This window comes from Pantoea sp. X-Soil-OKNW-713, from assembly GCF_059730685.1.
The window spans coordinates 3275609-3297128 of the sequence record NZ_AP035995.1 but is presented as its reverse complement, the minus strand read 5'-3'; the positions used below and the strand labels follow the sequence as shown (position 1 = coordinate 3297128).

The window sequence follows — 21520 nt, the reverse complement described above, 5'->3', positions numbered from 1 at the left end:
TCATTTTTGAGCTAAGAATAGCCAACTCCGCGCGGTAACCCTGCACTTTGTCGTGACTTTTATTCAGAGCTTTAAAGCGGGTCACAGTTTTTCTGGACCACTGGAATCTGAACCTTTTAATTGTTACTTTATAACATTATGAAAATTGCGCTTTTTACCCTGATGCTGTTGGTCAGTCACATGGCCTGGTCACATCCACACAGTTTTATTGATATGAAAACCGAGCTTCTGACCGACAATGACCATCTCACCGGCTTCAAAATGGTCTGGACCATGGACGAGATCACCTCTGCCGATCTGCTGTACGATGCCGGTAAAGCCGAGCCGGGCAGCGTGGTGTGGAAAAAACTGGCGGCGCAGGTGATGGCCAATGTGTTGGGTCAGCACTATTTCACCGAAGTGTGGCAGGGGAAAAATCGGGTGAAATTCCTCAATCTGCCAAAGGAGTACCAGCTATCGCGCAACGGTAACAAAGCGGTGCTGGAGTTCATTTTGCCTCTGGGCGAACCGCAATCTCTGAGTAACACGCAGTACCGCATTCTTACCTTTGATCCGAGCTACTTTGTCGATATGTATTACGACAACGCTCAGGCGCTCACTCTGCCGGACGCGCTGAAATCGCGCTGCCAGCTGGATTTACACACACCAAAACCGGATGACTCGCTGAAACAATACGCGTTGTCGCTGGATAAAGCCGATGCGCCGCCAGAAGATATGGATCTGGGGCAGCAGTTCGCGCAGACGGTAACGCTGACATGTCATTAATTTCCCTGCCTTCCGGATCCCGCCGTTTATGGCCGCTGTGGTTGCTGGCGTTGGTGTTGCTGCTGGCGGCTGGCATGGTGTGGCAATTCTGGCCGCAAATCCTGCTACAAAGCGTGCTGTGGCAAAAAGTCTTAAATCGCGAGATGACGCAACTGCTACAACAGGTGGCGGAGCAACCCCACCAGGCGGGGGTGACCCTGATGCTGTTTAGTCTGGCTTATGGTGTGCTGCATGCCCTGGGCCCCGGTCACGGTAAAGTGGTGATCAGCACCTTCCTCGCGACCCATCCGGCGCGCCTGAAAACCAGTATGAAGCTGACGTTGCTGGCGGCATTGTTGCAGGGGGGCGTGGCGATCGGTCTGGTGACGGTGATGCTGGTGGTGCTACAAACCTCATCGCGCACCCTGCATCTGGGTAGCTACTGGCTGGAGAAGGGCAGTTACCTGCTGGTGATGGCATTGGGAATTTGGGTTGGATGGCGTGCGATCCGCGCCTTGCGGGCGGCGTTAAAACCGGTGCCGAAAATGCAGATCCATGCTATCCGCCCTCACCATCAGCATGATGACAACTGCGGCTGTGGCCATGCTCACTTGCCGAGTGCTGCACAGATGGAACAAGCCGTTAGCGGCAAAACGCAGGCGCTGGTGGTGTTCTCGATGGGGCTACGTCCTTGCTCGGGGGCCATTATGATGTTGCTGTTTGCCAAAGTGATTGATGTGTATCTCTGGGGAGTGGCCTCGGCGATGGCGATGGCGATGGGCACGGCGGTGACCGTATCGGCGATGGGATTGTTGGTGCAGCGTTCGCGTAAACTGGCGGAGAAACTGGGCCGTGCCAGTGCGACAGCGCAAGGGGTGAAAGTGTTGATGCCATTGCTGGCGTTAGTCGGCAGCGTGGTCTTACTGGTCGCGGGGGCGTTACTGTGGCAAAGCGCCCAGCCGATGATGAGCAGCGGCCTGCGGCCATTTTAACCATCGACTATAACGTAACGGCGCAATAAATCGCGCCGTTACGGGAAAAGCAATTAACGCTTCAGCGCTTCGCTCAGTTCGTCACGCATGGTGGACAGCAGCGCTTTCACCACACGCGGGTTACCGGCAACGATGTTACCTGACATCAGGTAGCCATGACCGCCAGTAAAGTCAGTTACCAGGCCGCCCGCTTCGCGTACCAGCAGTTCACCGGCAGCGAAATCCCACGGTTTCAGACCGATTTCGAAATAGCCATCTACACGACCCGCAGCCACGTAAGCCAGGTCCAGTGCCGCAGAACCGGTACGACGGAAGTCAGCACACTGGGTAAACAGTTTGCCCACCACATTGATATAAGACTGAGAATGCTGCTTCAGTTTGAACGGGAAGCCGGTCGCCAGAATGGTGCCATCCAGATCGCGAGCGGTGCTGCCGCGCAGACGGTAGCCGTTCAACTGAGTGCCCTGACCGCGTACGGCGGTGAACAGCTCATTACGCATTGGATCGTAAACCACCGCAACTTCGGTGCGACCTTTAATGCGCACAGCGATAGAAACGGAGAAGTGAGGGAGGCGTTTGATAAAGTTGGTGGTGCCATCCAGCGGATCGATTACCCATTGAATGTCCTGATCGTCACCCGCCAGTTCACCGCTTTCTTCGGTGATGATGGTGTGTTGCGGGTATGACTTGCGAATCACTTCGACAATCAGACGTTCTGCGTCACGGTCAACATTGGTAACGAAGTCGTTGCTGCCTTTCTGGCTGGCTTCGACAGCGTCCGGGGTTTCATAATTCTTTGCAATTAAATTTCCGGCCTTGCGCGCAGCGCGCACGGCGATGTTGAGCATCGGATGCATCGGTATCTCTCGCTGGATGTTAAAGAACAGGGAAAACGGCGCGGAGTATAGCAGCGCATTCGGTAAATGTCCTGTTTTATGTTAGCATCGCGCCATCATTTTCTTACCTGCTTCTATTATGCTGCAAAATATCCGAATTGTACTGGTGGAAACCTCCCACACCGGCAACATGGGCTCGGTAGCCCGTGCCATGAAAACCATGGGTTTGAGCAATCTGTATCTGGTCAACCCGTTGGTCAAACCTGATTCTCAGGCCATCTCTCTCGCCGCAGGTGCCAGCGATGTGATCGGCAATGCGCAGATCGTGGACACCCTCGATGAGGCGATTGCGGGTTGTAGCCTGGTGGTTGGCACCAGCGCACGTTCGCGTTCTTTGCCGTGGCCGATGCTGGATTCGCGTGAATGCGGTATCAAAAGTGTCGAAGAGGGGCAGCAGGCACCGGTCGCGCTGGTGTTTGGCCGTGAGCGTGTTGGCCTGACCAATGAAGAGTTGCAGAAGTGCCACTATCACGTCGCGATTCAGGCGAACCCGGAATACAGTTCGCTGAACCTCGCGATGGCGGTACAGATCATCGCTTACGAGGTGCGTATGGCCTGGCTGGATGCGCAGGAAAAAGCGACGCCGCAGCCACAGTTTGCAGAGTCGCCTTATCCGCTGGTTGATGATCTGGAACGCTTCTACCTGCACATGGAACAGATGATGCTGAACAGCGGCTTTATCCGTGAAGGTAATCCCGGTCAGGTGATGAGCAAACTGCGTCGCTTGTACACCCGCGCACGCCCGGAACGCGATGAGCTGAATATTCTGCGTGGTATGCTGGCGTCGTTTGAAAAACGTAAAGGTAGTGAGGGTAATAGTTGAGTAAATTACCTGGTTAAATAGTTGAGCAAATTACTCGGTTAAATAGTTGACCAATTTACTCAGGAATGTCAGACTAGCGGCCATTCATCAGATACCCGCCGATAACCGACGGACGCTTACGAGGTTGTATGCTATGAGACTGACATCCAAAGGACGTTATGCCGTTACCGCTATGCTGGACGTTGCCCTGCACTCGCACGAGGGGCCGGTGCCGCTGGCTGACATTTCTGAGCGTCAGGGCATTTCGCTCTCCTATCTGGAGCAGTTATTCTCGCGTCTGCGTAAGCACGGTTTGGTTGCCAGCGTCCGTGGTCCGGGCGGCGGTTATCTGTTAGGTAAAGATGCTGGCGCGATTGCCGTAGGTGCGGTGATCACCGCCGTTGACGAATCCGTTGATGCCACCAAATGCCAGGGCAAAGAAGGTTGCCAGGGCGGAGAACGTTGCCTGACTCATGTTCTGTGGCGTGACCTGAGCGAACGCATCAGCGAATTCCTCAACAACATCACTCTGGCAGAACTGGTCAACAACCAGGAAATTCTGGATGTTGCTGACCGTCAAAACGCCATCGACAATCGTCGCTTCCAGACTCACCGCGTGCAGGAAACCATCAACGTTAACCTGCGTGCGTAATCCGCTCTCTTTCGGCCTTTCCTGCTAAGGCAGGGAAGGCTGAATCATGCTATAACGTCGTATGATTTTTTATACGGAGCTTTAGCGCAATGAAATTACCGATCTACCTGGATTACGCGGCAACGACGCCTGCGGATCCGCGTGTCGCCACCAGAATGATGCAGTTTCTCACCCTGGATGGCACGTTCGGTAACCCCGCTTCCCGTTCTCACCGATTTGGCTGGCAGGCTGAAGAAGCCGTTGATGTGGCACGCAACCAGGTTGCGGAGCTGGTCAATGCCGATCCGCGTGAAATCGTTTTTACTTCCGGCGCGACTGAAGCTGATAACCTCGCCATCAAAGGCGCGGCGCAGTGCCATCAGGCGCGCGGCAAACACATCATTACCAGTCAGACCGAACACAAAGCGGTGCTCGACAGTTGTCAGCAACTGGAGCGCGAAGGCTTTGAGGTCACTTATTTGCAACCCGGCCGTGATGGCATCGTGACTCCCGACATGTTGGCTGCGGCGCTGCGTGACGACACGGTGCTGGTTTCGTTGATGCATGTAAATAACGAAACCGGCGTAATTCAGGATATCGCCGCGCTTGGCGCTTTGTGTCGCCAACGTGACATCCTGTTCCATGTCGACGCCACGCAAAGTGTGGGCAAGTTGCCCATTGACGTCAGTGTCCTGCCGGTGGATTTGATGTCCTTCTCGGCACACAAAATTTATGGCCCGAAAGGTATCGGCGCGCTCTGGGTTCGTCGCAAACCGCGTTTGCAGATTGATGCGCAAATGCATGGCGGCGGTCATGAGCGCGGCATGCGCTCGGGTACATTGCCGGTGCACCAGATTGTCGGCATGGGCGAAGCCTATCGCATTGCGCGTGAAGAGATGAGCAGTGAAGTTGCGCGACTAGCGGCACTGCGTCAGCGCTTGTGGCAGGGCATCAGCGCGCTGAGCGATGTCACGCTGAATGGATCGCTGGAGCAGGGCGCACCGAATATCCTCAATATCAGTTTTGCCCACGTTGAAGGTGAATCGTTGATTATGGCGCTGAAAGATCTGGCGCTCTCTTCCGGTTCCGCCTGTACCTCGGCCAGCCTCGAACCCTCTTATGTGCTACGCGCGATGGGCGTTGACCAGGAGCTGGCACACAGCTCGCTGCGTTTTTCGCTCGGACGCTTTACCACCGAAGAGGAAATTGATTACGCCATTGAGCTGGTCAACAAAGCGGTAACCCGCCTGCGGGCGCTGATGCCTGCGGCAAATTCTCGCTAATTATCGTTTAACAGCATCCTTCCGCTGGTCTGGCGGAAGGTGATAACTCACGCATACGGAGCCTCGCGATGACAACACAACCGATGACGATTACGCTCAGCTCCCAAGCCGCCGACGCGCGCTGGGGTGACAAAGCGTTGCTGAGCAGCAATGACAGTGGCATGACGATTCATCTCACCGGCGCAGATGTGCTGCTGAGCATTCAACGCGCGGCGCGCAAACTCGATGGTCAGGGTATTCGCCATGTCGCCTTAAGTGGCGAAGGCTGGGATCTGGAGAAATGCTGGGCGTTCTGGCAGGGCTACCGTGGCCCGAAAGGATCACGTCAGGTGGAATGGCCGACCCTGAGCGAGCAGGATCAGAACGAATTTGATCGTCGCCTGAAGATCGTGGATTGGGTACGTAACACCATCAACCTGCCCGCTGAAGATCTCAGCCCGGAGCAACTGGCGCACAGCGCGATTGATCTGATTTCTGCTGTCGGCGGCGACGCAGTGAGCTATCGCATCACCAAGGGTGAGGATCTGCGCGAGCAAGGTTATCTCGGCATTCATACCGTTGGTCGTGGCTCAACCCGCGCACCGGTTCTGCTGGCGCTGGATTTCAATCCGGGCGGTGACGAAAATACCCCGGTTTATGCTTGCCTGGTGGGTAAAGGCATCACCTTTGATACCGGTGGTTACAGCCTGAAGCAGAGCGGCTTTATGGACTCGATGAAGTCCGATATGGGCGGGGCAGCAACGGTTACTGGCGCACTGGCGCTGGCGATCTCGCGCGGTCTGAATAAACGCGTGAAGCTGTACCTGTGCTGTGCTGACAACATGGTCAGCGGTAATGCGTTCCGTCTTGGCGATATCATTCGTTACCGCAACGGCAAAACCGTTGAAGTGATGAACACCGACGCGGAAGGGCGTCTGGTGCTGGCCGATGGCCTGATTGACGCCAGCGAGCAGAAACCGGAACTGTTGATTGACGCAGCAACCCTGACCGGTGCGGCCAAAACTGCGCTCGGCAACGATTACCACGCGCTGTTCACTTTTGATGACGTGTTGGCGCAATCGCTGCTGGGTAGCGCGGCCAGTGAAAATGAAGCCTTCTGGCGTCTGCCGCTGGCGGAGTTCCACCGCAGCCATCTGCCGTCAAACTTTGCTGATCTCAACAACATCGCCAGCCCGGCACACTCCGCCGGTGCCAGCAGTGCGGCCGCGTTTCTGTCGCACTTCGTCAGTCAATATCAACAGGGCTGGCTGCATATCGACTGCTCAGCGACCTACCGCAAAAGCGCGGTTGATCAATGGTCAGCAGGCGCAACCGGCCTCGGGGTTCGCACCATCGCGAACTTGTTACTGAAATAATGTCCCGTTAAGGCACATTACGTAGCGGCGCGGGTTTGAAAATGACGCGCGATAAATCGCGCCGCTACGGAGCAGTGCAGACACGTATTTTTGGAAAAACCAAACCATGAGTAACCGTCTTGAAGAGGTGCTGAAACTGGCTGCCACCGAGCCTGCGCACCGCCCGGAGTTCTTTCAGTTGCTGCTGGAAGCCGATGTCTGGGTGCCGGGTGAAAGCAGTGCGCAGCAGTTCGACGCCACCACACCGGTCGATCTTCAGCACTGGGAAAAGGAAGACGGCGGTAGCGTCATCCCCTTTTTCACGTCTGAACAGGCGATGAGCGAAGCCATCAAAGATGAGCAACCTTACCTGCGTCTGCCGGTACGCACCTTGTTTGAAATGACGCAGGGTGAAACCTTGTTCCTCAACCCGAAACTCCCGGCAGGGAAAGAGTTTTCACCGGGCGAAATTGCGCATCTACTGGGTGAAGAGGGCAGCGCGCTCAGCCAGCAAACGGTACTGGAAGGCGGCCATGCCTTGCTGCTCTCCGAAGTGGCTGAGCCACCGGCGCAGATGATTGACTCACTTACCCAGCTGTTTGCCAAATATAAACAGGTACGACGCGCGTATATTGCCAGCATTCGTGAGCAGGCCGATGAGACGCCAAATCTGTTGATTGGCATCGAGGCGGATAGCGATATTGACGCGATTATCCAGGCGGCGGGCAGCGTGGCGACAGATACGCTCACCGACGATGTGCCGATCGATCTCTGTGAAGTGGTTAGTGGCGAGCATGGCGTCAGCCATTTCTTCACCGCCCACATTACGCCTTTTTACGAGCGCCGCTGGGGCAGCTTCCTGCGCGATTTTAAAGGCAGTCAGCGCATTATCTAAAACTGAATTCTCCGTAGCGGCGCGATTTATCGCGCGGCTTTTTCTGGCAGCGCGCACGGAATTGCGCGATAAATCGAGCCGCTACGCTGATTATTTCTCGATTGGGAGGTCGTCGCGACTTCCCCATTCACCCCAGGAGCCGTCGTACAGGGTAACATCCCGCACGCCAAGCGATGTCAGCGCCAGAATCACCACCACCGCCGTCACGCCTGAGCCACAGCTGGCGATGATCGGTTGATCCAGCTTCACGCCTGCCTTCTCAAATTCCGTACGCAGTTCTGCGGCGGGTTTCAGTGCGCCATTCGCCACCAGATTGTTCCACGGCACGTTACGGCTGTTGGGGATATGGCCACGCAGCAGGCCGGGACGCGGCTCGTCGACTTCAGCATTGAAGCGATTCGCGGCGCGAGCATCGACAATCTGTGCGCCACCCTCATGGCTGATCAACAACACATCGGTCAACCGTTTCACCTGGGCGCTGTCATACTTCGCCTCAAACTCCCCTTCAGATAAGCTTACCGGGCCGGTCGCCAGCGCGTAACCTGCCGCTTTCCAGCCAGCCAGGCCGCCCGCGAGGATCGACACATTAACGCAGCCAAAGGCGCGTAACATCCACCAGGCGCGTGGTGCGGAGAACAGGTTGCCTTCGTCGTAAACCACCAGATGTTTATCCTGGCTGACGCCCAGTTCGCGCATCGCCACGGCAAAGGCCTCGGCACGCGGCATCATGTGTGGGTAAGGGCTGGTATGATCGGACAGGGCTTCGATATTAAAGAAAGGGGCGTTGGGCAGATGCCCGGCCAGATACTCTGCCTGGATATCACGTACCGCTTCCTGGCCGGGTGGCAACATGCGCGCATCCAGCACCTGTAGGGTTTCCTCGGTGTAATGTTCTTTTAACCAGTCAGCAGACACAAACAGGGGAGCTGTCATAGCAACCTCTTCTCATCAATCGGGAAAGACTCAGTGTCCGGGAATGTGGACGCTATCTCAAGGGTTAGTAAGGAGAAAGTTGGGGATGGTCATCCGGGTATGGCACATTTTTGGTCGGCTTGCCCCGACAAAAATCAATTATTTTCAATAATTCCTCTGATCGACGATAGGCAACGCCCGATGATGTCCCTATAATCGCCCCGTTTTCTTACCGGGCGGGTTCCCGGTTTCTTCAGGATGCTAAATATAGAGGTCAACATGGCAATCGAACGTACTTTCTCAATCGTTAAACCAAACGCTGTCGCCAAGAACGTGATTGGTGCAATCTACAACCGTTTTGAAAGCGCGGGCTTCAAAATCGTTGGCGCTAAAATGCTGCACCTGACCAAAGAGCAGGCTGAAGGCTTCTACGCGGAGCACAAAGGCCGTCCGTTCTTCGACGGTTTGGTTGAATTCATGACCTCTGGTCCGGTTGTGGTTTCTGTACTGGAAGGTGAAAACGCTGTTCAGCGTCACCGTGATCTGATGGGTGCAACCAACCCGGACAACGCGCTGGCAGGCACTCTGCGTGCTGACTACGCAGACAGCTTCACCGAGAACGCCACTCACGGTTCAGATTCAGCAGAATCCGCTGCGCGTGAAATCGCGTACTTCTTCGCTGAAAACGAAGTCTGCCCGCGCACTCGCTAAGGTGGCGCAAGGTTTACACCTTTTAACCCGGTGTAAATCTGTTCCCCTGGCATCATGCCGCAGATGTAGTACAATTATGCGCCCTTGTTGAGCCTGCTCAGCAAGGGCGCTGTTTTTTTCCTATTCTTAACCAGAGCCATAACGTGTAACAACGAGGCCAGAGAACATTATGTCCGAACAGATTGTGACGCCGTCGTCCGCTTCCCCCGTGGTTGTCTCCCCAAAAAACGAAAAAATTAACCTGCTGGATCTCAACCGTCAGCAAATGCGCGAATTCTTTGTTTCACTGGGTGAAAAACCATTTCGTGCCGATCAGGTAATGAAGTGGATGTATCACTACTGCTGCGATGATTTCGAGCAGATGACTGACATCAACAAAGTGCTGCGTGGCAAACTGATGCAGCTCACTGAGATTCGCGCCCCGGAAGTGGCTGAAGAGAAGCGATCCAGCGATGGCACCATCAAATGGGCGATCCGCGTGGGCGACCAACTGGTGGAAACCGTGTACATCCCGGAAGATGACCGCGCTACGCTGTGCGTCTCTTCCCAGGTAGGTTGTGCACTGGAGTGCAAATTCTGTTCGACGGCGCAGCAAGGTTTTAACCGTAACCTGCGCGTATCAGAAATTATCGGTCAGGTGTGGCGTGCGGCGAAAATTATCGGTGCCGCCAAAGTGACCGGCCAGCGTCCGATCACCAACGTGGTGATGATGGGCATGGGCGAACCGTTGCTGAACCTCAACAACGTTGTACCGGCGATGGAAATCATGCTGGATGACTTCGGTTTTGGTCTGTCCAAACGTCGTGTAACCCTGTCGACCTCGGGTGTGGTTCCGGCGCTGGATAAGCTGGGCGATATGATTGACGTCGCATTGGCGATCTCACTGCACGCACCGAACGACAAGCTGCGCGATGACATCGTGCCGATTAACAAGAAATACAACATTGAAACCTTCCTCGCGGCGGTGAAACGTTACCTGGCGAAGTCGAATGCTAACCAGGGACGCGTCACTATCGAATACGTGCTGCTGGATCATGTTAATGACAGCACTGACGATGCCCATCAGTTGGCCGAATTGCTGAAAGATACGCCGAGTAAAATCAACCTGATTCCGTGGAACCCCTTCCCGGGTGCGCCGTATGGCCGCAGCTCCAACAGTCGCGTTGATCGTTTCTCTAAAGTCTTGATGGAGTACGGTTTCACCACCATCGTGCGTAAAACTCGTGGTGACGATATTGATGCCGCCTGTGGTCAGTTAGCGGGCGATGTTATCGACCGTACTAAACGTACCATGCGTAAAAAGATGGCCGGTGAAGCCATCTCTGTGAAGGCGCTCTGAAACTCCGCGCCTGGTGATATTCACCGGGCGCAACTCATGTCAGTCTCTTCCGCCTGAATCACTCAGGGAGAACGGACAATGAGTAAGGGATTACCGGCAGTATTATTGGCAGGCTTTGTTGTAACCGGTTGTGTCAGTGAGCCCGCGCATCAGGGCGCGGCAGATATTCGTTTGCAGCTTGGATTGCACTATCTGGCGGTGCAGGATTTTCCGTCTGCGCAGCGTAATTTGCTGCGAGCACAACAAGCTGCGCCACAGGACTATCGTGTTCCTTTGGCGCTTGCACGCGTGGCTCAGGCGCAGCAGAATATCGCGCAAACGCGTTGGTACTACCAGCGCGCGCAGCAACTGGCTCCTGCCAACGGTTACGTCGCTAACAATTACGGTGCGTTTCTCTGCGGTTTGAGGCAGTATGACGAATCGCATCAACAGTTTAAGTTAGCGGCTGATGCGCAGGAACCCGACGCCCGTCACGATGCATTATTATTTTCGGGCTATTGTTACCTGCAAGCTGAAGATAATGCCGCTGCGCGGGGGCAATTAACTCGCGCGTTGGATGAAGCACCGGAGCAGGGCAGGCAACTGCTGGCGGAGGCTGAAAGGCAGTTTGATCAGCAAGCGTGGAACAAGGTTTCACTGCTCTTAGAGGTTTATGACCACAGGCTGCCTGCCAGTGCAGACAGTTTATGGTTACAGATACGTTTCGCCGCGCAACAGGGAAACGCTGCTGACGTTACACGTTATGGCGACCGGTTGGCGCGAAGTTTTCCACAATCGATACAGTACCAGCGTTATTTAGCTAATGAATACTGAAGCCACTCAAGAGAAATCTGCAGTACATTCCACAGGTGAACGCCTGCGACTGGCCCGTGAGCAGATGGGGCTGACCCAGCAAAACGTCGCCGAACGCCTGTGCCTGAAACTTTCCACCGTACGTGATATTGAAGAGGACAAGTCGCCAGCCGATTTAGCCTCCACTTTCCTGCGCGGCTACATTCGCTCCTATGCGCGTCTGGTGCATGTACCGGAGGACGACTTGTTGCCGATGATGGCGAAACAGGCACCGGTACGTGCCGCCAAAATCGAGCCGATGCAGAGCTTCTCCTTGGGTAAACGCCGTAAGAAACGTGATGGCTGGCTGATGATCTTCACCTGGTTGGTGATCTTTGTCGTCATCGGTTTAACCGGTGCCTGGTGGTGGCAGAACCATAAAGCCTCTCAGGAGGAGCTGGTATCGATGGCTGATCAGAACGGCAGCAACAGCGATAACAGCCAGTCAATTCCGTTGGGCGAGAACAGCAGCAACGACACCACTGCCGATGCCGATACTAACGGTGCCGGCACACCAGTGGATAACGGTGCGGGTGCGGTAGCTACCCCGGACACCTCCGCTCAGGGCAGCACTGCGCCAGCAACAACGCCTGCTGCGCCAGCCGCACAAAGCAATGACAACGCGGTGGTATCCCCGAGCCAGGCTCCGGTCGATACCACACCGCCACCTGCGACCTCTCCTGCGCCGGTCAATAGTGTGGAAGGTCAGTTGCCTACCGGTGGCGCTGGCGTAAGCCAGGCACCGAGCGATCCAAACGCGCTGGTGATGAACTTCAGTGCTGACTGCTGGCTGGAAGTGACCGACGCGAGCGGTAAAAAGCTGTTCAGCGGCCTGCAACGCAGCGGCGGTAAACTCAGCCTTGCCGGTCAGCCTCCGTATCGTCTGAAAATTGGTGCGCCAGCGGCTGTGCAGGTGCAATATCAGAATCAGCCCGTTGATTTAAGTCGTTTTATCCGTAATAACCAGGTTGCTCGTCTGACCGTGGGTGCGCAATAACGCGCACCTCACCTGCCGGGCAATTGTGGAGAGAGAATATGCATAACGAAGCACCCATTATCCGTCGCAAATCAACGCGGATTTACGTCGGCAAGGTGCCAGTCGGCGATGGTGCGCCTATTGCCGTTCAGTCGATGACCAACACCCGCACCACGGATGTTGAAGCGACGGTCAATCAGATCAAAGCGCTGGAGCGCGTGGGCGTTGATATCGTCCGTGTCTCAGTGCCGACGATGGATGCGGCGGAAGCCTTCAAACTGATTAAGCAACAGGTCAATGTGCCGCTGGTGGCGGATATTCACTTTGACTACCGCATTGCACTGAAAGTCGCGGAATACGGTGTCGATTGTCTGCGTATTAACCCAGGCAATATTGGCAACAACGAGCGTATTCGTCAGGTAGTGGATTGCGCACGTCACTACAACATTCCGATCCGTATCGGCGTTAACGCCGGTTCACTGGAAAAAGATTTGCAGGAAAAGTACGGCGAACCCACGCCGCAGGCGCTGCTGGAATCGGCGATGCGCCATGTGGATCACCTCGATCGTCTCAACTTTGATCAGTTCAAAGTCAGCGTCAAAGCATCGGATGTCTTCCTCGCGGTGGAATCTTATCGCCTGCTGGCGAAAGCCATTGATCAACCGCTGCACCTCGGGATCACTGAAGCGGGTGGCGCGCGTGCTGGTGCGGTGAAATCCGCTATCGGTTTAGGGCTGCTGCTGTCTGAAGGAATCGGCGATACGCTGCGTATTTCGTTGGCGGCCGATCCGGTGGAAGAAGTCAAAGTCGGTTATGACATCCTCAAATCACTGCGTATTCGCTCACGCGGCATCAACTTTATTGCCTGTCCGACCTGTTCGCGTCAGGAGTTTGATGTGATCGGTACAGTGAATGCGCTCGAGGAACGCCTTGAAGACATCATCACGCCGATGGATGTCTCGATTATTGGATGCGTGGTCAACGGACCTGGCGAAGCGACCGTCTCCACGCTCGGTGTAACCGGCGGTAATAAGAAAAGTGGTTTCTACGAAGATGGCGTGCGTCAGCGCGACCGCCTCGACAATCAGGACATGATCGACCAGCTGGAGGCGCGTATTCGTGCCAAGGCATCGATGCTGGACGAAAGCCGTCGCATCAACGTGCAGCAGCTGGAAAAATAAGGGAAGGTACGCATCCGCGTACCCGTTTGTGATTGAACCTGTGCGGTTTCATCCTCATAAGGTATGATGCCGGACAGGTTTTTTTGTCTTAAGAGATTCTAACGTGGCGAAGAATATTCAAGCGATTCGCGGGATGAACGATTACCTGCCAGCAGATACGGCAATCTGGCAGCGTATTGAAGGTACGCTCAAGCAGGTGCTGGCCAGCTATGGTTTCAGTGAAATTCGCCTGCCGATCGTTGAGCAGACTCCGTTGTTCAGCCGCGCGATTGGTGAAGTCACCGACGTGGTTGAAAAAGAGATGTACACCTTTGAGGACCGCAATGGCGAAAGCCTGACGCTGCGTCCTGAAGGCACGGCGGGCTGCGTGCGCGCCGGTATCGAACACGGTTTGCTGTATAACCAGGAGCAGCGTCTGTGGTACATGGGCCCGATGTTCCGTTATGAGCGTCCCCAGAAAGGTCGTTACCGTCAGTTCCACCAGATGGGTGCGGAAGTGTTTGGTCTGCAAGGACCCGATATTGACGCGGAACTGATTATGATGACCGCGCGCTGGTGGAAAGCGCTGGGTATCGCCGACCATGTCCAACTGGAGCTGAACTCTATCGGTTCCCTGGAAGCGCGTGCCAACTATCGTGACGCGCTGGTGGCCTTCCTCGAAAAGCACAAAGAGGTGCTGGACGAAGATTGCAAACGCCGCATGTACACCAATCCACTGCGTGTGCTTGATAGCAAGAATCCGGACGTCCAGCAGCTGTTGAATGATGCGCCGACGCTGGGTGACTTCCTTGATGAAGACTCCCGCGTGCACTTCAGTGGCTTGTGTGCTCTGCTGGATGATGCCGGTATCAAGTACAGCATCAACCAACGCCTGGTGCGTGGTCTCGACTATTACAACCGTACCGTGTTTGAGTGGGTGACCAGTGCGCTGGGTTCACAAGGCACAGTGTGTGCGGGTGGTCGCTATGATGGCCTGGTGGAACAACTGGGTGGCCGCGCGACGCCAGCCGTTGGATTTGCCATGGGAATGGAGCGCATGGTGTTGCTGGTTCAGGCCGTTAACCCGGAATTTGAACCGACGCGCATTGTTGATGTCTATGTTATCGCTTCGGGGCAGGGCGTACAGTCTGCCGCGATGCAACTGGCGGAAAAACTGCGTGATGCTGACCCCCAATTGAAGCTGATGACTAACTTCGGTGGTGGTAACTTCAAAAAGCAGTTTGCCCGTGCAGACAAGTGGGGCGCGCGCATTGCGCTGGTGCTGGGTGAAGATGAAGTGGCAACCGGGCAGGTAGTGATTAAAGACCTGCGTACCGGCGATCAGCAGACGCTGGCCCAGAGTGAAGCCGCCGCGACGTTGCGCACGCTGTTGCAGTAAGCGTGCATCGCAACAGCCATTTTTAGGAGAAAGATTGCGTGGAAGTTTACAGCAACGAAAACGAACAGGTTGATGCGCTGCGTCGCTTTTTTGCCAACAATGGCAAGGCGCTGGCGGTAGGCGTTGTCATCGGTATCGCAGCATTGGGCGGCTGGCGTTTTTGGGCCAGCCATCAAGCAGGCGCCGATAAAGCAGCCTCAGCACAGTATCAGCAGCTGACCAGTGCCATGCAGGCTGATAAGCCGCAAACGCTGGAAGCGGTTGCCAGTTTTGCCAGTGCAAACAACAACACCTACGGTGCGCTGGCGTCTCTGGACCTGGCGAAGCAGTACGTTGAGACCAACCAGCTGGACAAAGCTATCGCTCTGTTGCAGAGCGGGCTGAAAGATACCAAAGATGCCAACCTGCAGGCGGTCATTAACCTGCGTCTGGCACGCATTCAACTGCAACAAAATCAGGCCGATGCCGCACTTTCTACCCTCAACAATGTTAAGGGTGATGGCTGGACAGCTATCGTAGCGGACATTCGTGGCGAAGCGCTGCTGAGCAAAGGCGACAAGCAGGGCGCGCGTGATGCCTGGAGCAAAGGTGCGGAGTCGCAAGCTTCTCCGGCACTGAAGCAAATGTTGCAGATGAAGATGAATAACTTAAGTTAAGCCAGTCAAGAGAGCGCACATGGAATTACGTAAATACCTGCTGCCAGGGCTGATTTCAGTCACCCTGCTCAGCGGTTGCTCGCTGTTCAGCGGCGAAGAAGATGTAGTGAAAATGGCCCCGCTGCCGAAGGTTGAAAACCAGTTTACGCCGCAAACCGCGTGGAGTACCTCGGTTGGCGATGGTGTGGGTGATTTCTACTCCAATCTGCATCCGGCCTGGCAGGACGGTACCGTCTATGCGGCTGACCGCTTTGGCGTGGTGAAAGCGCTTGATGCCAGCAACGGCAAAGAAAAATGGAAAGTGAATCTCTCTGAGAAGACCGGCTTCTTCTCGAAAAACATCTCCGCTCTGCTGTCAGGTGGTGTCACCGCGAACGGCGATCACATCTTTATCGGTAGTGAACGCGGTCAGGTCTTTGCACTGAACACCAGCGATGGCAGCATTGCCTGGCAGACGAAGGTCGCGGGTGAAGCGTTGTCGCGTCCGGTGGTCAGCGATGGCCTGGTACTGATTCACACCAGCAACGGTCAGTTGCAGGGACTGGATCAGGCCACCGGTGCCATCAAGTGGAGCGTCAACCTGGATATGCCAGCGCTGTCACTGCGTGGTGAATCCGCGCCAGCCGTTGCCTTCGGCGGTGCGATTGTTGGCGGTGACAATGGTCGCGTCAGTGCAGTGATCATGAACCAGGGGCAGTTGATTTGGCAGCAGCGTATTTCGCAGCCAAGTGGTGCCACTGAGATCGATCGTCTGAACGATGTCGATACCACGCCGGTGATCGTCAATGGCGTGGTTTACGCGCTGGCCTACAACGGCAACCTGACGGCGCTGGACCTGCGTTCAGGCCAGATTATCTGGAAACGCGAAATTGGTGGCGTGAAAGATCTGATTGTTGATGGTGGCCGTATTTACCTGGTTGACCAGAATGACCGTGTCGATGCGCTGAACGCCGATGGCGGTGTGGCTATCTGGCGTCAGAGTGAGTTGCTGCACCGTAACCTGACTTCCCCGGTGCTGTTTGACGGCTACCTGGTGGTGGGTGACAGTGAAGGCTACGTGCACTGGATCAATACGCTGGATGGCCGCTTTGTGGCACAGCAGAAACTCGACAGCTCCGGCTTCCAGACCGAACCGGTGGTAGCGGGTGACAAGCTGCTGATTCAGTCAAAAGACGGTGAGGTTTACGCCATCTCCCGTTAAGGGCCTGGTCTGGCTGTAGGTTACGACGGCTCCTGATTGTTCAGGGGCCGTTTCGTTTTTATGGTATTCTTAGCGCCTTCAGCCTGAACCTTACGGCAAATGCCGTTATAATCACGCCATTCGGGCGATTAAATTTTAAAAACTGAGGCAAGTGTTATGGTACCTGTGGTCGCGCTGGTTGGGCGTCCCAATGTGGGAAAATCTACGCTGTTTAACCGCTTAACGCGCACCCGTGATGCGCTGGTGGCGGATTTTCCTGGACTGACTCGCGATCGCAAATATGGTCGCGCCGAAGTTGAAGGGCGCGAATTTATTGTTATTGATACCGGTGGTATCGATGGCACTGAAGAAGGCGTCGAAAACCGCATGGCGGAACAATCGCTGCTGGCGATTGAAGAAGCGGATGTGGTGTTGTTCCTGGTGGATGCCCGTGCGGGTGTGATGCCAGCCGATCAGCAGATCGCCAATCACCTGCGGGCGCGTGAGAAGGCTACGTTCCTGGTGGCGAACAAAACGGACGGTCTTGATCCGGAAGCGGCGGTGCTGGATTTCTACGCGCTCGGCCTCGGTGAGATTCATGCAATCGCGGCCTCTCATGGTCGTGGCGTGACATCGCTGCTGGAAACGGCACTGCTGCCGTGGATGGACGAAGTGGCACCGCTGGAAGTCAGCGAAGAGGACGAAAACGAAGCCTACTGGGCGGCGTTAGCGGCAGAAGAGAACGGTGAGACGCTGATCGATGAGGAAGAAGATGACTTCGACCCGACCACGCTGCCGATCAAACTGGCGATTGTGGGCCGTCCTAACGTGGGTAAGTCAACGCTTACTAACCGTATCCTCGGTGAAGACCGTGTGGTGGTGTATGACATGCCAGGTACCACGCGTGACAGCATCTACATTCCGATGGAGCGTGACGATCGTGAATATATTCTGATCGACACCGCCGGTGTACGTAAACGCGGAAAAATCACCGACACCGTGGAGAAATTCTCGGTAATTAAGACCCTACAGGCGATTGAAGACGCTAACGTAGTGATGCTGGTGATTGATGCGCGTGCGGGCATTTCCGATCAGGACCTGTCGCTGTTGGGCTTTATCCTGAACAGTGGGCGCTCACTGGTCATCGTGGTCAACAAATGGGATGGCCTGTCGCAGGAAGTGAAAGATGAAGTGAAAGAGACGCTGGATTTCCGTCTGGGCTTTATCGACTTCGCGCGTGTGCACTTTATCTCGGCCCTGCACGGCAGTGGTGTGGGTAACCTGTTTGAGTCAGTGACCGAAGCTTACGATTGTTCCACCAAGCGTGTGAATACCTCGATGCTGACGCGCATCATGAATATGGCTGCCGAAGACCATCAGCCGCCGCTGGTGCGTGGTCGTCGCGTGAAGCTTAAATACGCGCATGCCGGTGGTTATAACCCGCCGATTGTGGTGATTCATGGTAACCAGGTGAAGGATCTGCCTGATTCCTACAAACGTTATCTGATGAACTACTTCCGCCGTTCACTGAACGTTATGGGTACGCCGATTCGTATTCAGTTCAAAGAAGGGGATAACCCCTATGCAGGCAAACGTAATCTGCTGACGCCAACGCAGCAGCGTAAACGTAAGCGTCTGATGGCGCACCTGAAAAAGAACAAGAAATAAGATGATGAGGGCCAGATTGGCCCTCATTTTTTATCTGTCTGGAGAACGATATGAGCGCCCATTGCCCCAACTGTCAGCAATTACTCACCCACAGCGATGCGGGATTCGATTGTCGCCACTGCGGTAGCCATTTTGGTGAGATCGCCATCTGCCCGGATTGCCATCAACCGTTGCAGGTGCTGAAAGCCTGTGGCGCAGTGGATTATTTTTGCCAGCACGGCGACGGCCTGATTTCGAAAAAGCGGGTGACGTTTATCCCCGACGTCGCCGAATCGTAGCGGCGCGATTTATCGCGCGTTGTGCTAAAAAATGCGCGATAAATCGCGCCGCTACGGAAATATGCTATTTCAGCTTCTTAAATTTTAATAAGTTACGACTGGATTTGTAGCAAAAATGCTATTGCCCAGTAACTCCTGCGTTATGGATGTTCACTTTTTAATGTACCAGGTGGTACAATCCTGCCGCCTTGTGGCGAACATCAATAGCGCTTCGCTGTGTCCTTCCTCACAAGACTGCATCTCGGGCGTCGCACCCGTACCAATAGTTCTAAAATAAAGACGTAAACGAAACGATTCCTGCCACAGGCAGGGCACGGGATCTGTGACCGGAAAACACCCATATCTGGCACCTGCGCTTTATTTTTTCAGGAGAGTTTGTGTTATGGCAGAAAATCCCGCTCGCCCCTGTAAAGGGTTGAGCATCTGGTCTGTATTGTTCGGACTGGTCCTGTTGGCCGTTGGCCTGTTCTTCGCCATCGGCGGTGGTAAGCTGGTTTCTCTTGGCGGCAGCTGGTACTTCCTGATCAGCGGTATTGTTATGCTGCTGTCGGCGGTTCAATTCTTCCGTCGTAAATCTTCAGCCGTTACCCTGTTTATTCTGGTCTTCGCTGGCACCCTGATTTGGGCGCTGGTGGATGCGGGTTGGGTATTCTGGCCGCTGGTTTCACGCCTGATGGTCCCTGCTGGCCTGATGCTGCTGGCGTTCCTGACCTGGCCTGCATTGCGCAAAGCTGAGGGCAAAACCTCGCTGGCTAAAGTCTCTTACGCGCTGTCTGCGGTGATTGCCGTGGGCATGGTGGTGACCTTTGTTCAGATGTTCCAGCCTCATCCGACCGTGGCTTTTGAAGGCAAAGAGCTGCCGCTGATTCCGGTGGATAAAGCGAAACAGCAGAAAGACTGGGACAATTACGGTAACACCCCGGGTGGTAATCGCTTTGTGGCGTTGGACCAGATCACGCGTGATAACGTCAAGGATCTGCAAGTCGCCTGGACGTTCCACACTGGTGATACCCCGATCAGCCCGACCGGTAACGGCGCGGAAGATCAGGAAACCCCGTTGCAGGTTGGCAACACCCTGTACCTGTGTACGCCACACAACAACGTGATTGCGGTTGCGGCTGATACCGGTAAGCAGATCTGGAAACGTGAAATCAACGCCCAGTCTCAGGTGTGGAACCGCTGCCGTGGTCTGGCGTACTTTGACGCGACCAAACCGCTGACGCAACCGACTCAACCTGGCTCAACGCCGGTGACCCCGGTGACTCTGGCGGCGGGTGATACCTGTCAGCGTCGCATCCTGATGAACACCATCGATGCGCGTCTGATTGCTATCAACGCTGACAACGGTGAGTTCTGTGAAGATTTCGGTAACCACGGCGTGGTGGATCTGAAAGCGGGCCTCGGCAACGCACCAGACCCGCAGTATCAGCTGACTTCCGCGCCTGCGATGGCAGGTACCACTGTAGTGGTGGGCGGTCGTGTTGCTGATAACGTGCAAACCGACATGCCGGGCGGCGTACTGCGTGGCTTCGACGTCATCACTGGCCAGATGCGTTGGGCGTTTGACCCAGGCAACGTGGACCCGAATGCCGTACTGATGCCGGGCAAAGACTATACCCGCAGCACCCCGAACTCCTGGGCACCAATGTCCTACGATCCGGCGATGAACACCGTGTTCCTGCCGATGGGTAGCTCGTCTGTTGACCTGTATGGTGCAGATCGTACCAAACTGGATCACAAATACGGCGCATCTATTCTGGCGCTTGATGCGACTACCGGTAAAGAGAAGTGGGTTTACCAGACCGTCCATAACGATCTGTGGGACTTCGACCTGCCGATGCAGCCGAGCCTGGTTGACTTCCCGATGAAGGATGGCACCACTAAGCCTGCGGTCGTGATCGGTGCGAAAACCGGTATGATCTGGGTACTGGACCGCCTGACCGGCAAGCCTTTGACCAAAGTTGAAGAACTGCCGATGCCGCAGGGCCACATCCCGAACGAGCAATACACCAAAACCCAACCGCACTCGGTAGAAATGCCGAACATCGGTAACCAGACCCTGAAAGAGTCTGATATGTGGGGTGCTACGCCGTTCGACCAACTGATGTGTCGTATCAGCTTCAAATCCATGCGTTACAACGGCCTGTTTACCGTGCCGGACACCGATGTGTCCCTCAGCTTCCCGGGCTCACTGGGTGGTATGAACTGGGGTAGCATCTCGTTTGATCCGAACAACCAGTACATGTTCGTCAACGATATGCGTCTGGGCCTGTGGGTGCAGATGGTGCCGCAGGACACCAGCAAAGCAGCTACCAGCAATGGTGGCGAAGCGGTGAACACCGGTATGGGTGCGGTGCCGCTGAAAGGCACACCGTATGCAGTCAACAAAAACCGCTTTATGTCTCCGCTGGGTATTCCGTGCCAGGCTCCGCCGTTCGGTACCATGTCTGCGATTGATATGAAGACCCGTCAGATTGTCTGGCAGGTGCCGGTAGGTACGGTGCAGGATACCGGTCCGTTCGGTATCAAGATGCACGCTCAGATGCCTATTGGTATGCCGACGCTGGGTGGCTCTCTGGCAACGCAGGGTGGCCTGGTATTCTTCGCCGGTACTCAGGATTACTACCTGCGTGCGTTTGACAGCTCAACCGGTAAAGAAGTGTGGAAAGCCCGTCTGCCAGTAGGTAGCCAGGGTGGCCCGATCAGCTACGTGTCTCCGAAAACCGGCAAACAGTACATCCTGATCTCCGCAGGTGGTGCTCGTCAGTCTCCGGACCGTGGTGATTACGTGATCGCCTACGCTCTGCCGTAACCGTCACTGCCTCGGCCAGTG

At 55.3% G+C, this 21520-nt stretch carries 20 protein-coding genes; 18 read left to right on the top strand and 2 right to left on the bottom strand.

Going from position 1 to position 21520, the window contains the following annotated elements; translation table 11 throughout:
* Positions 1-138: 138 nt before the first annotated feature.
* Together AC6I8R_RS15435 and AC6I8R_RS15430 are read left to right on the top strand one after the other, a co-directional pair.
* Positions 139-765: a DUF1007 family protein gene (locus AC6I8R_RS15435; protein WP_415175662.1), complete on the top strand. Its 627-nt coding sequence runs from the start codon at positions 139-141 to the stop codon at positions 763-765.
* Positions 756-1736: a nickel/cobalt transporter gene (locus AC6I8R_RS15430; protein WP_415175661.1), complete on the top strand. Its 981-nt coding sequence runs from the start codon at positions 756-758 to the stop codon at positions 1734-1736. Before AC6I8R_RS15435 ends, AC6I8R_RS15430 begins: the two co-directional genes overlap by 10 nt.
* A 53-nt stretch (positions 1737-1789) precedes the next feature.
* On the opposite strand, the gene suhB is transcribed toward AC6I8R_RS15430, so the two are convergent.
* Positions 1790-2593, bottom strand: coding sequence for an inositol-1-monophosphatase (gene suhB / locus AC6I8R_RS15425; protein ID WP_021184355.1), 804 nt, complete (start codon positions 2591-2593; stop codon positions 1790-1792).
* Positions 2594-2711: 118 nt separating this feature from the next.
* Between suhB and trmJ the strand changes: the two genes are divergently transcribed.
* The 5 genes from trmJ (at position 2712) to sseB (ending at position 7577) form a co-directional block, all read left to right on the top strand.
* Positions 2712-3455, top strand: a complete 744-nt coding sequence (gene trmJ, locus AC6I8R_RS15420) for a tRNA (cytosine(32)/uridine(32)-2'-O)-methyltransferase TrmJ (protein ID WP_497832546.1) — start codon at positions 2712-2714, stop codon at positions 3453-3455.
* A 133-nt stretch (positions 3456-3588) separates the two neighbouring features.
* The gene (gene iscR, locus AC6I8R_RS15415; protein ID WP_021184354.1) at positions 3589-4086 is read left to right on the top strand and encodes a Fe-S cluster assembly transcriptional regulator IscR; all 498 of its coding nucleotides are present in this window, start codon (positions 3589-3591) and stop codon (positions 4084-4086) included.
* A gap of 89 nt (positions 4087-4175) precedes the next feature.
* On the top strand, positions 4176-5348 hold the full coding sequence (locus AC6I8R_RS15410) for an IscS subfamily cysteine desulfurase (protein WP_415175659.1): 1173 nt from the start codon (positions 4176-4178) through the stop codon (positions 5346-5348).
* Between the two features lie 68 nt (positions 5349-5416).
* Positions 5417-6703 (top strand): aminopeptidase PepB, encoded by a 1287-nt coding sequence (pepB, locus tag AC6I8R_RS15405; protein ID WP_415175658.1) that lies wholly within the window; start codon positions 5417-5419, stop codon positions 6701-6703.
* A gap of 106 nt (positions 6704-6809) precedes the next feature.
* Complete coding sequence (sseB, locus tag AC6I8R_RS15400) at positions 6810-7577, top strand: enhanced serine sensitivity protein SseB (protein WP_415175657.1); 768 nt, start codon at positions 6810-6812, stop codon at positions 7575-7577.
* 90 nt (positions 7578-7667) lie between these two features.
* Here sseB and sseA read toward each other — a convergent pair whose 3' ends face one another.
* A complete protein-coding gene (sseA, locus tag AC6I8R_RS15395; protein ID WP_021184350.1) occupies positions 7668-8510 on the bottom strand; it encodes a 3-mercaptopyruvate sulfurtransferase in 843 nt (280 codons plus the stop codon).
* Positions 8511-8768: 258 nt separating this feature from the next.
* Here sseA and ndk point away from each other — a divergent pair, with 258 nt between their 5' ends.
* The 11 genes from ndk (at position 8769) to AC6I8R_RS15340 (ending at position 21499) form a co-directional block, all read left to right on the top strand.
* Entirely contained in the window at positions 8769-9200 is a 432-nt protein-coding gene (gene ndk, locus AC6I8R_RS15390) for a nucleoside-diphosphate kinase (RefSeq protein WP_007884899.1), read from the top strand.
* A gap of 169 nt (positions 9201-9369) precedes the next feature.
* Positions 9370-10539 carry a dual-specificity RNA methyltransferase RlmN gene (gene rlmN, locus AC6I8R_RS15385; protein WP_013510084.1) on the top strand — a complete coding sequence of 390 codons (1170 nt, stop codon included), beginning with the start codon at positions 9370-9372 and terminating at the stop codon, positions 10537-10539.
* Between the two features lie 78 nt (positions 10540-10617).
* Entirely contained in the window at positions 10618-11352 is a 735-nt protein-coding gene (gene pilW, locus AC6I8R_RS15380; RefSeq protein ID WP_415174558.1) for a type IV pilus biogenesis/stability protein PilW, read from the top strand.
* A complete protein-coding gene (rodZ, locus tag AC6I8R_RS15375) occupies positions 11342-12367 on the top strand; it encodes a cytoskeleton protein RodZ (protein ID WP_415174557.1) in 1026 nt (341 codons plus the stop codon). The genes pilW and rodZ overlap by 11 nt, the downstream gene beginning before the upstream one ends.
* Before the next feature lie 38 nt (positions 12368-12405).
* Positions 12406-13527: a flavodoxin-dependent (E)-4-hydroxy-3-methylbut-2-enyl-diphosphate synthase gene (ispG, locus tag AC6I8R_RS15370; protein ID WP_013510081.1), complete on the top strand. Its 1122-nt coding sequence runs from the start codon at positions 12406-12408 to the stop codon at positions 13525-13527.
* 103 nt (positions 13528-13630) lie between these two features.
* A complete protein-coding gene (gene hisS, locus AC6I8R_RS15365) occupies positions 13631-14905 on the top strand; it encodes a histidine--tRNA ligase (RefSeq protein ID WP_497832545.1) in 1275 nt (424 codons plus the stop codon).
* Between the two features lie 38 nt (positions 14906-14943).
* Complete coding sequence (locus AC6I8R_RS15360) at positions 14944-15561, top strand: YfgM family protein (protein WP_021184346.1); 618 nt, start codon at positions 14944-14946, stop codon at positions 15559-15561.
* A gap of 19 nt (positions 15562-15580) precedes the next feature.
* Entirely contained in the window at positions 15581-16762 is a 1182-nt protein-coding gene (bamB, locus tag AC6I8R_RS15355; RefSeq protein WP_208723819.1) for an outer membrane protein assembly factor BamB, read from the top strand.
* 156 nt (positions 16763-16918) lie between these two features.
* Positions 16919-18409: a ribosome biogenesis GTPase Der gene (der, locus tag AC6I8R_RS15350; protein WP_021184344.1), complete on the top strand. Its 1491-nt coding sequence runs from the start codon at positions 16919-16921 to the stop codon at positions 18407-18409.
* 50 nt (positions 18410-18459) lie between these two features.
* Complete coding sequence (locus AC6I8R_RS15345; protein ID WP_021184343.1) at positions 18460-18687, top strand: zinc ribbon domain-containing protein; 228 nt, start codon at positions 18460-18462, stop codon at positions 18685-18687.
* 382 nt (positions 18688-19069) lie between these two features.
* Complete coding sequence (locus tag AC6I8R_RS15340; protein WP_021184342.1) at positions 19070-21499, top strand: glucose/quinate/shikimate family membrane-bound PQQ-dependent dehydrogenase; 2430 nt, start codon at positions 19070-19072, stop codon at positions 21497-21499.
* The last annotated feature ends 21 nt before the right edge of the window (positions 21500-21520 follow it).

Bases quoted from the DNA above. Each gene is read 5' to 3' on its own strand.
- AC6I8R_RS15435 (WP_415175662.1), top strand. From the start codon at position 139: ATGAAAATTGCGCTTTTTACCCTGATGCTGTTGGTCAGTCACATGGCC.
- rlmN (WP_013510084.1), top strand. From the start codon at position 9,370: ATGTCCGAACAGATTGTGACGCCGTCGTCCGCTTCCCCCGTGGTTGTC.
- AC6I8R_RS15430 (WP_415175661.1), top strand. From the start codon at position 756: ATGTCATTAATTTCCCTGCCTTCCGGATCCCGCCGTTTATGGCCGCTG.
- sseB (WP_415175657.1), top strand. From the start codon at position 6,810: ATGAGTAACCGTCTTGAAGAGGTGCTGAAACTGGCTGCCACCGAGCCT.
- rodZ (WP_415174557.1), top strand. From the start codon at position 11,342: ATGAATACTGAAGCCACTCAAGAGAAATCTGCAGTACATTCCACAGGT.
- trmJ (WP_497832546.1), top strand. From the start codon at position 2,712: ATGCTGCAAAATATCCGAATTGTACTGGTGGAAACCTCCCACACCGGC.
- AC6I8R_RS15410 (WP_415175659.1), top strand. From the start codon at position 4,176: ATGAAATTACCGATCTACCTGGATTACGCGGCAACGACGCCTGCGGAT.
- der (WP_021184344.1), top strand. From the start codon at position 16,919: ATGGTACCTGTGGTCGCGCTGGTTGGGCGTCCCAATGTGGGAAAATCT.
- AC6I8R_RS15340 (WP_021184342.1), top strand. From the start codon at position 19,070: ATGGCAGAAAATCCCGCTCGCCCCTGTAAAGGGTTGAGCATCTGGTCT.
- pepB (WP_415175658.1), top strand. From the start codon at position 5,417: ATGACAACACAACCGATGACGATTACGCTCAGCTCCCAAGCCGCCGAC.
- AC6I8R_RS15345 (WP_021184343.1), top strand. From the start codon at position 18,460: ATGAGCGCCCATTGCCCCAACTGTCAGCAATTACTCACCCACAGCGAT.
- iscR (WP_021184354.1), top strand. From the start codon at position 3,589: ATGAGACTGACATCCAAAGGACGTTATGCCGTTACCGCTATGCTGGAC.
- ispG (WP_013510081.1), top strand. From the start codon at position 12,406: ATGCATAACGAAGCACCCATTATCCGTCGCAAATCAACGCGGATTTAC.
- ndk (WP_007884899.1), top strand. From the start codon at position 8,769: ATGGCAATCGAACGTACTTTCTCAATCGTTAAACCAAACGCTGTCGCC.
- sseA (WP_021184350.1), bottom strand. From the start codon at position 8,510: ATGACAGCTCCCCTGTTTGTGTCTGCTGACTGGTTAAAAGAACATTAC.
- suhB (WP_021184355.1), bottom strand. From the start codon at position 2,593: ATGCATCCGATGCTCAACATCGCCGTGCGCGCTGCGCGCAAGGCCGGA.
- pilW (WP_415174558.1), top strand. From the start codon at position 10,618: ATGAGTAAGGGATTACCGGCAGTATTATTGGCAGGCTTTGTTGTAACC.
- bamB (WP_208723819.1), top strand. From the start codon at position 15,581: ATGGAATTACGTAAATACCTGCTGCCAGGGCTGATTTCAGTCACCCTG.